At 37.2% G+C, this 12,061-nt stretch carries 14 protein-coding genes; 5 read left to right on the plus strand and 9 right to left on the minus strand.

Translation table 11 applies throughout. The features are described 5' to 3' along the window. Positions 1-67: 67 nt before the first annotated feature. Genes ACP5Q2_RS09565 through hisB form a run of 9 tightly spaced genes read right to left on the minus strand, consistent with a single transcriptional unit; the run spans position 68 to position 6,727 of the window. A complete protein-coding gene (locus ACP5Q2_RS09565) occupies positions 68-1,042 on the minus strand; it encodes a class II fructose-bisphosphate aldolase (protein ID WP_424606364.1) in 975 nt (324 codons plus the stop codon). A gap of 14 nt (positions 1,043-1,056) precedes the next feature. Continuing rightward, entirely contained in the window at positions 1,057-2,040 is a 984-nt protein-coding gene (mtnA, locus tag ACP5Q2_RS09570; RefSeq protein WP_428099522.1) for an S-methyl-5-thioribose-1-phosphate isomerase, read from the minus strand. Positions 2,041-2,048: 8 nt separating this feature from the next. Continuing rightward, on the minus strand, positions 2,049-2,597 hold the full coding sequence (locus ACP5Q2_RS09575) for a flavodoxin family protein (protein WP_428099525.1): 549 nt from the start codon (positions 2,595-2,597) through the stop codon (positions 2,049-2,051). Then, complete coding sequence (thpR, locus tag ACP5Q2_RS09580; protein WP_428099528.1) at positions 2,598-3,140, minus strand: RNA 2',3'-cyclic phosphodiesterase; 543 nt, start codon at positions 3,138-3,140, stop codon at positions 2,598-2,600. Continuing rightward, positions 3,137-4,357, minus strand: a complete 1,221-nt coding sequence (locus ACP5Q2_RS09585; protein ID WP_424606360.1) for a competence/damage-inducible protein A — start codon at positions 4,355-4,357, stop codon at positions 3,137-3,139. Before ACP5Q2_RS09585 ends, thpR begins: the two co-directional genes overlap by 4 nt. Before the next feature lies 1 nt (position 4,358). Continuing rightward, entirely contained in the window at positions 4,359-4,820 is a 462-nt protein-coding gene (locus ACP5Q2_RS09590) for a phosphatidylglycerophosphatase A family protein (protein ID WP_428099531.1), read from the minus strand. 10 nt (positions 4,821-4,830) lie between these two features. Next, positions 4,831-5,547: a 1-(5-phosphoribosyl)-5-[(5-phosphoribosylamino)methylideneamino]imidazole-4-carboxamide isomerase gene (gene hisA / locus ACP5Q2_RS09595; RefSeq protein WP_424606358.1), complete on the minus strand. Its 717-nt coding sequence runs from the start codon at positions 5,545-5,547 to the stop codon at positions 4,831-4,833. Further along, positions 5,538-6,146 (minus strand): imidazole glycerol phosphate synthase subunit HisH, encoded by a 609-nt coding sequence (hisH, locus tag ACP5Q2_RS09600; protein WP_424606357.1) that lies wholly within the window; start codon positions 6,144-6,146, stop codon positions 5,538-5,540. Before hisH ends, hisA begins: the two co-directional genes overlap by 10 nt. Next, entirely contained in the window at positions 6,143-6,727 is a 585-nt protein-coding gene (gene hisB, locus ACP5Q2_RS09605) for an imidazoleglycerol-phosphate dehydratase HisB (protein WP_424606356.1), read from the minus strand. Before hisB ends, hisH begins: the two co-directional genes overlap by 4 nt. A 96-nt stretch (positions 6,728-6,823) precedes the next feature. Here hisB and ACP5Q2_RS09610 point away from each other — a divergent pair, with 96 nt between their 5' ends. The 5 genes from ACP5Q2_RS09610 to ACP5Q2_RS09630 all read left to right on the plus strand — a co-directional run. Beyond that, positions 6,824-7,729 (plus strand): protoglobin domain-containing protein, encoded by a 906-nt coding sequence (locus ACP5Q2_RS09610; RefSeq protein WP_428099535.1) that lies wholly within the window; start codon positions 6,824-6,826, stop codon positions 7,727-7,729. Position 7,730: 1 nt separating this feature from the next. Next, positions 7,731-10,328 carry a preprotein translocase subunit SecA gene (gene secA / locus ACP5Q2_RS09615; RefSeq protein WP_428099538.1) on the plus strand — a complete coding sequence of 866 codons (2,598 nt, stop codon included), beginning with the start codon at positions 7,731-7,733 and terminating at the stop codon, positions 10,326-10,328. A 130-nt stretch (positions 10,329-10,458) separates the two neighbouring features. Continuing rightward, on the plus strand, positions 10,459-10,962 hold the full coding sequence (def, locus tag ACP5Q2_RS09620; RefSeq protein WP_428099541.1) for a peptide deformylase: 504 nt from the start codon (positions 10,459-10,461) through the stop codon (positions 10,960-10,962). Between the two features lie 63 nt (positions 10,963-11,025). Further along, entirely contained in the window at positions 11,026-11,415 is a 390-nt protein-coding gene (locus ACP5Q2_RS09625; protein WP_424606352.1) for a class II SORL domain-containing protein, read from the plus strand. Positions 11,416-11,726: 311 nt separating this feature from the next. Next, positions 11,727-12,061, plus strand: a 335-nt coding sequence (locus tag ACP5Q2_RS09630) for a hypothetical protein (RefSeq protein ID WP_428099544.1), incomplete at its 3' end; no start/stop codon positions are given.

A 12,061-nucleotide genomic window follows, 5' to 3' on the forward strand; every position in this document is an offset into this window, starting at 1 on the left:
GAAGAGGAATATACATAACTTATCCCTCTTTGTCAAGTAGTTTTTTTAAGTTTTTTTATTTTTTTTCTTAGGCCTTACCTGCGCTTCCTAACACATTGATATTCTTATGCTTATAAAGCTTCACCAATTCCTCTCTGGCAGGCTTTAAATATTTCCTTGGATCAAACTCCTGCGGATTCTTCGCAAGATACTCTCTCACCTTAGCAGTAAAAGCCAACCTTCCATCACTATCTATATTAATTTTACACACAGCGCTTGCCGCAGCTTTTCTTAATTGTTCCTCTGGTACCCCCACAGCACCCTCCAGCTTACCACCATATTTATTTATAAGCTCTACATATTCCTGCACTACAGAAGATGCACCGTGAAGTACAATGGGGAAACCTGGTAATCTTTTTTCAACCTCTTCCAAAATGTCGAATCTAAGTGGTGGCACTTCCTCTCCCGGCTTCACCTTAAATTTGTATGCACCGTGTGATGTACCAATCGATATGGCAAGAGAATCCACTCCTGTTCTGGCAACAAACTCCTCCACCTGAGCAGGATCTGTATAATGGGAATGCTCCGCCGAAACATCATCTTCTATACCGGCCAACACACCTAGCTCCCCTTCAACTGTAACATCAAATTGATGAGCGTACTCCACAACCTTTCTGGTAATAGCGATATTTTCCTCAAATGGCAGGTGGGATCCATCTATCATAACCGATGAGAATCCATAATCAACACATGACTTGCATATCTCAAAACTATCCCCATGATCCAGATGAAGGGCAATTGGAATTTTATGTCCCATTTCCTCAGCCAGCTGCGTGGCACCCAAAGCCAGATACCTCAATATAGTGGCATTTGCATACTCCCTTGCCCCTTTTGAAACCTGTAAGATAACCGGAGACTTTGTTTCCACACAGGCCTGAATTATAGCCTGCAACTGTTCAAGATTGTTGAAATTATAGGCTGGAACAGCGTATTTCCCCTCCATAGCCTTTTTAAACATCTCTCTGGTATTCACCAGACCTAATTCTTTGTAACTGACTGCCATAAGACCTCCTTTTATTATATATTAAACTTTTCAAGGATGTAATTACCAAATGGTGGACAGATTACCCCTTTTTCTGTTATAAATCCACTTATCAGATAATTAGGCGTAACATCGAAAGAGGGATTAAAAACCTTAGTTTCATCTGTGGCTATTTTTGTGCCAAAAACCTCCCTCACCTCATAAGGTGATCTTTCCTCAATCTTAATAAAACTCCCATCCTTTATTGACATATCAAAAGTACTGATGGGTGCTGCAACATAAAAGGGGATTTTGTGGTGCATTGCCAGTACCGCAATGGAATACGTCCCTATCTTGTTTGCAGTGTCACCATTTGAAGCAATTCTATCAGCACCAACAATTACCTTATCGATTTTACCAAGACTCATTAAATAGCCAGCCATATTATCACATATCAAAGTGCAATCGATCCCATCCTCCATTAATTCATAAGCTGTAAGTCTTGCCCCTTGCAGATATGGCCTTGTCTCATCCACATACACATGAATCTTTTTACCATCTTCAAAAGCTGCCCGTATGACCCCCAATGCAGTACCATAGCCTCCTGTGGCAAGGGCACCAGCATTACAATGGGTAAGAATATTTTCACCATCATTTATCAATTCGTTACCGTTTTTACCAATCTGTTTGTTGATTAAGATATCCTCTTCATGTATTTTTTTTGCTAACTCCAAAATGTCACCATAATATCTATACTCATTAAGAGATCTTCGTAATGCCCACTCAAGATTTACCGCCGTGGGCCTTGTATTTATCAATACGTTGTATATCGTTTCGTCATCAATCCCTTTTATTTTACCCAGAGCAAAACCATATGCAGCCGCCACCCCTATCGCAGGAGCACCTCTTACAACCATATCTTTTATGGCTTTTGCAACATCGTAAACGGAACTGCACTCAACATAGATCTTTTTAAATGGTAGTTCCCTCTGATCTAGCAAAAATAGTTTATCGTTTTCCCATATAATATGACTATCCACCACCACACCTATATAAACATATTTATATTCATGATGATCTCTTTCAGTTTCACTCTTGCCATATCTGTATTGTCAGTACTCAAACCAGGCAGAACATAACCATAGTATTTCAAACCAAACCCTTCAAGCAGATGTTTTGCCCAATCGGAAACAGATTTACCATGATCCCTGTTTGGGGATCCCTGCGTTAGAATAAAGAACCCTTTTGCTCCCTCTTTTAGCTTTGTCCGTCTATTTGCATCCTTTAAACAATACCATCTATCCAGAAAAAGCTTCATCTGCCCCGTCACAAAACCGTAATAGTTGGGACTAACAACCACAAAAAGGTCTGTCTCCACGAATGTGGGAAGTAGCTTTACTAAATCATCATTTACTACACAAAAGCTGTTATTTTTTCTGCAAGACAAACAACCCTGACACCCTTTATATGACATATCATTTAAATTTAAAATCCTTACACTATCACCCTTATCTAAAAACTTTTTTTCAAGCTCTGTTGCAATAAAAGAGCTATTACCATCTTTTCGTGGACTACCATTGATAATGACTATATTCATCTACGCGCCCCCTAAAGAAAAAAGTTTCTCATAAACAGGACCATCCGGTGTTAATTTGCTCTTGTAAAATGATATGGATGGTACAGTAATAGTAACCGGAAAAAAGGTCTCATTGGCAATTGAAATCTGCCTACGAAACAGATCCAGATCATCTACTTTTTTTATTCTACAGACCGTTATATGCTCTTTAAAAGGTTTTCTGTCGTAATTTATTCCAGATTTATCCAAAAAATCTTTAAGCTGTTTATAATAATCTAACAAATGTTGTGCTTTATACTTTATAAAAAGGATGGTGGGGTTATTCTTAAAACTGAAATAATCAAAACAGGTTATCTCTAAATCAAAAGGGGTAAAGGCTACGGTCTTAAAATAAGCTTTTAACTCATTAAGATCCCCACTGAAATTTTCAAAAAAAAATAGAGTGGAGTGTAGTTGTGATGCAGGTATAAATTTACCCACCAATATATCTCTAAATCCTGAAGCATATTTTAAAATCAAATTTCTGTTTTCCTCTTTCAAATCAAGAGCAATAAAACTTCTCACCTACTCTTCAACCTCTTTATAATAGTATCGAATACGTATTTAGCACTTCTTTCCCTAATGGCATCCCTGTCGCCAGAGAAAAGATGTTCTTTTACCTCCACTTCCCCATCGATATCAATGGCAGTATATACAAGCCCCACAGGTTTCTCTGATGTCCCCCCATCTGGGCCAGCTATACCAGTGATGGCAGCCGCAACATCTGTATTGAAAAGTTTTTTACACCCTTTTACCATTTCTAAAGCCGTTTCTTTACTTACAGCTCCATAATTTTTCAACGTCTCTTCGGATACACCCAAAAGATCAACCTTTACATCATTTGAATATGACACAACAGAACCAGCAAAGACTTTTGATGAACCAGGGATATCTGTGATCATTTTGGACAACAATCCACCTGTACAGCTTTCCGCAAAGGAGATCGACTTTTTTCTCTCATTTAGCATTCTCAAAAGTATCACTCCTATCGATTCGTCACCTTTGCCGATATAAAATCTATTTAGCTTTTCGATTAGATTTGTTATAAAAGCATCAAAGACTTCTTTATCTGTTGTCCTAACCCTAACAATAATCTCCCCTTTAGATACATTTATAATGCACTCCATATTAGAAGGAATCCCAATCTCCCTTATCACCTCATCCACATCCGACTCAGGTAGTCCGGCAAATCTGATATCTTCCATAAATATCTCCGGGAGATTAAAATGCTTTCTAATAAAAGGAACAACATAATCATCAAACATAGGCTTCATCTCATAAGGTATCCCCGGTAGAGATATCGAGAATGAACCATCTTTACCACAGATAAAACCCATTGCGGTACCTTTACTGTTTGGCAGTAATATAGCTCCCTCAGGTAAAAGAGCCTGTCTTTTGTGGGATTCTTTTATGGAAACACCTCTTTTGGTGAGAAGATCCTCAATATGCTTATAGGCAGTATCATTAAACTGCAATTCAACTCCAGCAGCTTTTGCTATTGCTTCTGCCGTCAGATCGTCAAATGTAGGTCCAAGGCCACCTGTGGTTATAAAAAAATCGTATTCAGAGAAACAGTTTTTAAAAGTTTCCACCATTCTACCCAAATCATCTGGTATAGGAGCTATCAGATCTACTGTAACACCGATCTGGTTTAGTCTTTTAGCCAGATATGCAGAATTGGTATCCACTATACTGCCGGTAAATATTTCACTACCTACTGCAATAATAGCAGATCTCACCATATCACAGAGCCCACAATATCAAAAGATAAGCTACCAAAGCGTAACCCGCTGCCACCAGGTCATCTAACATAATCCCCAAACCACCCTCAAACCTTTCCACTAAGTTTGCAGGATAAAGCTTAATAATGTCAAATAGCCTGAACAAGCCAAATAAAATTGGTAATTTTATTATCATAGAAAAAGTACCTAAAGGTGCAAAATATATCAAAAGATAAAATGCCGCAATTTCATCAATAACCACTTCTTTAGGGTCTTTTTCCTCCGAAAGGGATAAGTAAAATTCAGATGCAAAATACCCCAAAACAAGTAACCCTATACCCACCAAAAGCACAACAAACTTGCTAAAAAAAAGATTTACTAAAAAATAGATCGGTATTGCCACCAACGTCCCAACTGTCCCTGGAGCCCAGCTTGAAAAACCTGTAAAAAACCCTGTTGCCACTGTAGTATAAAATCTATCCATAAAAACCTCCTTATAAATCTATCTTTTTTAATATCGTTTTTAGATCTATCTTCCCTTCATAAAAAGCTTTACCAATGATACAGCCGAATATATTGTATCTCTTCAACTCCCATATATCTTCCTCCCCTTTTAGCCCTCCAGAAGCTATCACCGGAAAAGGGGATCTATTCGATAGATCAACTGTAGCCTTCACATTGATTCCAGCAAGCATACCATCCCTGCTTATATCAGTATAAATAATAGCCGCCACATCATATTCTTTGTAGCTATCTATAACATCTATAGCTGTAAGGGAACTCTTTTCATACCAACCATCGGTGGCTATATAACCATCTTTTGCATCTAAACCTAAAATAACCCTTTCCGGATATTTTTGCAATACTTCCTTGGTAAAATTAACATCCTTGACAACCGCTGTACCGAGGACAACATAATGAACGCCGAGGTTAATATAATCCTCAAACCTCTTTATATTCCTGATGCCACCACCCACATCCACGGATAGGTTGGTATGTTTAACGATATTTTCGATAACATTATAATTTACCGCATCACCTTTTTTAGCCCCATCCAGATCCACAATATGAACTCTTTTAACCCCCATATCTTCAAATTGTTTTGCCACATCTAAAGGGTTTTCAGAATAGACCTTAAACCTATCCATATCCCCTTTTTCAAGCCTGACAACCCTGCCTCCCAGTAAATCTATTGCAGGAATTAACAGCATCTCCACTCTCCAAAATTTTTCAATATCCTAAGCCCCTTATCCTGACTTTTTTCAGGGTGAAATTGCACCGCAGCAATATTATCTCTAACAACCATAGCGGAGAAATTATCGATATAATCACAACTTATAATAGTTTCCTCCACTACCGGGGCATAATAAGAATGCACAAAATAGAAATAGGTACCATTTTCGATACCATCAATCAAAGAATGTCTTTTTAGAATGTTGATCTGATTCCAACCCATATGAGGAATTTTAAACCTACCCTTCTCCGGGAACCGTTTTACAGTCCCCTTAAAATATCCAAGCCCTATCTGCTCACCAAACTCGAGACTTTTTTCAAAAAGAAGCTGCATCCCAACGCAAATACCTAGAAAAGGCTTACCTGAAGCGATAAAAGATTTAACTGAATCTATCAGCCCCCTATCAATAAGCCCTTTCATACAATCACCGAATGCCCCAACACCCGGTAATATAAGTTTATCTAAGTCTTTTATGTCTCTTTCATCGGAAACTATTTTTGCATCTATACCAAGCTTCTTAAAGGCATTATAAACACTTTTCAAATTTCCCATTCCATAATCCACTATACCTATCATTCCAGCACACCTTTCGTAGATGGGATATCCTCCCCTTTTATCTCCACAGCCATACGAATCCCCCTTGCCACGGCCTTGAAAATTGCCTCCACAATATGATGTGTGTTTTCACCATACCTTTTTACTATATGCAAATTACATTTCGCATTGTCGGAAAAAGCCCTGAAAAATTCCTTGAAAAGCTCCACATCCACATCCCCCACCTTCCCTGAATAATACTTCACATCATAATTTAGATAACTTCTGCCACTAAAATCTACAGCCATCTCCACCAACGTTTCATCCATTGGAAGAAGAAAAAAACCGTATCTTACGATCCCTTTTTTATCCCCCAACGCCTCATAAAAACCTTTCCCAAGGGCAATCCCAATATCTTCAAATGTGTGATGCCAATCTATATGGGAATCACCCTTGGCTTTTAGTTTTAGGCCAAAATCACCATGTTTTGCAAAAAGGTGTAACATATGATCGAGAAAACCACATCCCGTAGATATTAAAATCTCTTTATCCTCATCAAGGGATAAAGAAAGCTTAATCTCCGTTTCATTTGTAACCCTTATTATCTCTGCCTTTCTACCCACATTTCACTCCAAACAAAAAATAGACTTTATTTTTACTAAATTTTAGCTTAATATCAAGAAAAAATAAACAGAAATTTTTATCTTTCGAGGTTTGTAATGAAATATATTAAAGAGGTTATAAGCAATTACTCGCTGACGGAAAAGGACATTCAGAATTTGATCTTTATGGGAAAATTCATGCTTGAGTATGCTGACCAGTTTGTGGATGAGTTCTATGATTACATGATTTTAAAGATACAGCTTCCGGATTCTATGACCCCTGATGTGATTCAAAAACATCAGGATATGCTTAAAATCTGGTATAAAAGATTTTATGAAGGGAAGATCGACAACAAATACTTGGAATATCTGGTAAATATCGGAAATACCCACATAAAATTCCATATAACCCAGGATATGTTTAATATAATGTCGAATTGGGTAAGACAATGGTTTCATGAAAAGATTTTTCAGAATGTATCCGATGATATAAAAAGAAAAGAGCTCCTGTTTTCGATGCATAAATTAATGGATATAAACAAAGACATCATATCGGATGCTTACTATACCACAGAAATTAAAAAGTATTCAGTCTTTTTATCCTTAAGGGATTTTATCATATCAGTTAGCGAAAGGATTGAGTTCGTTACCCAGATCATTATTTTATCTTTTCTAATTTTCTTAACAATATCAGCCGCAGTTTACTTCCTATTTGATATGGTGGTTCTCATGAAGATGAAGCCAGATTTTTTTATAATCAAGGCCCTCAGTTCACTTTTAATGATATGGGTTTTATCTGAACTTTTATACACAGAGATAAACATAATAAAAGGAGCAAAGTTTAAGATAAGTACCTTTGTGGGTGTTGCTCTGATAGCTTTTGTGAGGGATCTTTTGATTATGACCCTTGAGCACACCGGTAGTATAGAAAAATTGCTTTTAATTATACTATCTATTACCGTTTTAGGATTGGTATACTGGCTTGTGACCATAACAGAGACAAAAGATAAACCAAGGAGATAAGATGATAGGAATTCTTAAAAAGATTTTTGGTAAAGATGAAAGTGAAAAATATATTAAAAAAATAATGCCAATAGTTCAAGAGATAAATAATCTGGAATCAGAGATATCAAAACTTTCAGATGAAGAGCTCAGAGAAAAAACAGATTATTTCAAAATATTACTCTCAGAAGGGAAATCCCTTGATGATATTCTGGTGGAAGCCTTTGCGGTGGTGAGGGAAGCCTCAAAGAGAACACTTGACATGAGGCATTTTGATGTACAGCTCATAGGTGGGTATGTACTTCATAAAGGGGCAATTGCTGAGATGAAAACAGGGGAGGGTAAGACCCTTGTGGCTACTCTTGCCCTATACCTCAACGCCCTTGAAGGGAAAGGTGCCCACCTGGTGACCGTCAATGATTACCTGGCAAAACGTGATGCACTCTGGATGGGTGCAATTTATCTTTTTCTGGGTCTTACGGTGGGTGTAATCCAGCAAAATGGAAGCTACCTTGTGGAATGGGACAACAAAGAAAAATTCACCACCAGGCTTGTCCCCTGTGAAAGGGTGGATGCCTACGCCGCAGATATCACATACGGTACAAACAATGAGTTTGGATTCGATTATCTAAGGGACAACATGAAATACAGTTTGGAGGAGTACTGCCAAAAAAATCTAAATTTTGCCATAGTGGATGAGGTGGATAGTATCCTGATAGATGAAGCAAGAACACCTCTTATAATAAGCGGTCCCACTGAAAGCTCTGTGGAGATATACTACCATATTGATAAAGTTGTGAGAAATCTATCAAAGGATACAGATTATACTGTAAATGAAAAGGATAAAATAGTAAAACTCACCTACGAAGGGATCAGTAAAATAGAGAAGATCCTGAATATCGAAAACCTTTACGATGCAAAGAATATCGACCTATTGCATTATATCAATAATTCCCTCAAAGCCCACAACCTGTTTCACAAGGATGTGGATTATGTTGTGCAAAATGGGCAGGTGGTGATAGTGGATGAATTCACCGGGCGTTTGATGCCAGGAAGAAGATATTCCGACGGTATCCATCAGGCTATCGAAGCAAAAGAAGGGGTAAAGATTGAAAGTGAAAATCAAACACTTGCTTCCATCACCTTCCAGAACTTTTTCAGGATGTACAAAAAACTTGCCGGTATGACTGGTACAGCCGCCACAGAAGCCCAAGAATTTATGGAGATCTATGGGTTAAAGGTTGTCCCTATACCCCCCAATCGACCTATGATAAGGGTTGACCACCCGGATCAGATCTATAAAACCGCCAAAGAAAAGTATGATGCTATAGTAAAAGAGATCATAGAGATGCATAAAAAAGGTAGACCTGTTTTAGTTGGTACAGTATCGATAGATAAATCGGAGTATTTAAGTAAACTACTGTCAAAAAAGTTAGTCCCCCATCAGGTTCTAAATGCAAAACATCATGAAAAAGAAGCAGCCATTATCGCAAACGCCGGAGCCAAAGGGGCTGTAACAATCGCCACAAACATGGCAGGAAGGGGAACCGATATTAAGATAAATGAAGAAGTTAAAAACCTGGGAGGGCTTCATATCATTGGTACAGAAAGACATGAATCCCGCAGAATTGACAATCAATTAAGAGGTAGATCCGGAAGGCAGGGGGATCCAGGATCTTCAAGATTCTTTCTAAGCCTTGAAGATGATCTTTTAAGAATCTTTGGATCCGAAAAGATATCATACATCATGGATAAGTTGGGGATGAAAGAAGGGGAGCCAATAGAGCACCCACTCATAAATAAAGCCATCGAAAATGCCCAGAAGAAGGTTGAAGGGTTGCATTTTGAAATAAGAAAGCACCTCTTAGAATACGACAACGTAATGAACCAACAGAGGCAGATAGTATACGGACTGAGAAAAAACATATTATCAGATGACGAAATTGAGCAGGTAATTGTGGAAGAGATTCACAACCTCGCTGATATAATGATAGAAGATTACATTTTATCTTCTGACACCGCTGATTATGATGGATTAAAAATGGAAATCGAGAAAGTATTTGATATAACAGTAGATGAACTACCCCAAGCCAATCGAAAAAATACATCAACCCTGAAAGAAAAAATCGTTTCTTTAGCACTTAAAAAATTAGATGAAAAGAAAGAACTATTAGGAGAACATTTCGCACCTGTAATCAGGTTTGTAATGATAAACACCCTTGATTCAAAATGGAAAGAGCATCTACTCACAATGGATCACTTACGAGATAGTGTAGGTCTCAGGGGCTATGGGCAAAAGGATCCACTCATAGAATACAAAAAAGAATCTTTCAACATCTTCACAGATATGATGAGGCGGATCTATTACGAGACAACAGAGCTCGTTTTTCACGTACAGCTGAAATCTGAAGAGGATATTGAGCTTAAAGAGGAAAAAAAACAAAAATTAAAAGAGGAAAAGAAAGATATATTCTCCGATGAACCATCAGAAGAGAAGGTAACCCCCATCAAAAGAGACACACCTAAAATAGGAAGAAACGACCCCTGTCCCTGTGGTAGCGGTAAAAAATACAAAAAATGTTGCGGAAGTGATGGTTCCACCTCTGATACTGAAGAGTAATAATCTTTTATTTGAGTTTGCAGGGAAGATATTAATTAGATTGCTAGTGTTTGATTTTTATACTTTTTTACTCTTAAAAAACTTGACAAATAATTTAAAAAGATTATAATTTAACTACTGAGAGGTGAAGATGTTGCTTGAGATTCTAAAATACCCGGATCCCCGATTACGGGTAAAGTGTAAGCCTGTTGATAAGTTTGATGAGGATTTAAAAAAAATTGTAAATGATATGGCTGAGACAATGTACAATGCTCCTGGTGTAGGTCTTGCGGCCCCACAGGTGGGTATTGATAAGAGATTATTTATAATAGATATATCAAAAGAGAAAAATGATCTTAAGGTATTTATCAATCCAACCATTTTAAAAATGGAAGGGGAAGTGTGTGATGAAGAAGGGTGTTTAAGCGTACCAGGGGAATACGCAAATGTAACAAGGGCTGAAGTGGTGGAAGCTGTTGCGCAGGATATAAATGGTAATGAATTTATTATAAAGGCTGATGGCCTTTTGGCAAGGGCTATCCAGCACGAACTGGATCATTTAAATGGTACATTGTTTTTAGATAGACTTCCAGCATTTAAAAGGGAATCTGTGAAAAAACATATAAAAAGAAGACAGCTTGCCGGAGAATATTAAATTTTAATGATTAATAATTTTATGCTATAATAATATCAGACAAACTAAAAAAAGGAGGAAAAGATGCCAATAGCAGATTTAGTAAAAAGTGCAGATTTTAAATCAGAAAAACATGTACCAGTAATTGAGTGTCCCAATGGGCTTAAAAAGGGTGAGTATTCAGTAATTGAAGTAAGCGTAGGTAAAGAGATTGCCCACCCAAACACCACAGAGCATTACATAGGTTGGATTAGCCTTTATTTCAAACCAGCAAGTGGGAAACCAGTATATAATCTTGGTAGAGCAGAGTTCCTTGCCCACGGCGAATCCACTGAAGGTGCAAACAAAGGGCCAGCCTATACAAACCCGGTGGCGTGCTTCAAAGTTAAGCTTGAAGAATCAGGCACACTTGTGGCAGTCAGCTATTGCAATATCCATGGTTTGTGGGAAAGCCAAGTAGACGTAAATTTTTAACAATTTACCATAAATATTCTTAAAAAAAGGGGGGCATCCCCCTTCTTTAATTTATTCTAAAATCAATGATATTATTTAAAATTATTTTTCATTTGTTTTGACTACTACTGAATATACTAAGCTTTCTACCCCCAAATTTAAATCTTACTTTTTGCCTGCTTAAATTTCATATTGCAACTACAAAAAAAATATTATAAAAATTTAGTAAGCAAATCTGTATGTATATTATCAATAGGAGGGGTAGAAGGCTTCCTATTAATAGTCAGCAAAAAGAGTTTTTTTAGGAAAAATGTTACAGAGGGATATAAGTAATGTACGTATGGAACAATCAACATGAAATCACTCTGCAAAGTAGGTTAAACGAGTTAATCCCAAAAATCCAAGAGTTTAAGATACTGGTTGGATACTTCTACTTCTCTGGATTAGACGCTATATACGAAGGCTTAAATAAAAACCAAGATATTAATCTTAAAGTGCTTGTTGGATTAGATGTAGATAGAGGCAGTTATGAACTTTACGAGTATGGATTAGAAGGGAATCTATCCCATGAAGATAGATTTAAAGCTTTTTTAAACTCTTTAAAAAGCGTTTTTAACAGTAAAGAATTTGACACAAAAGAGTTTGAAGAGAAAGCAAAGTTTTTCTT

The organism is Calditerrivibrio sp., from assembly GCF_049968475.1.
Lineage (GTDB): Bacteria > Chrysiogenota > Deferribacteres > Deferribacterales > Calditerrivibrionaceae > Calditerrivibrio > Calditerrivibrio nitroreducens_A.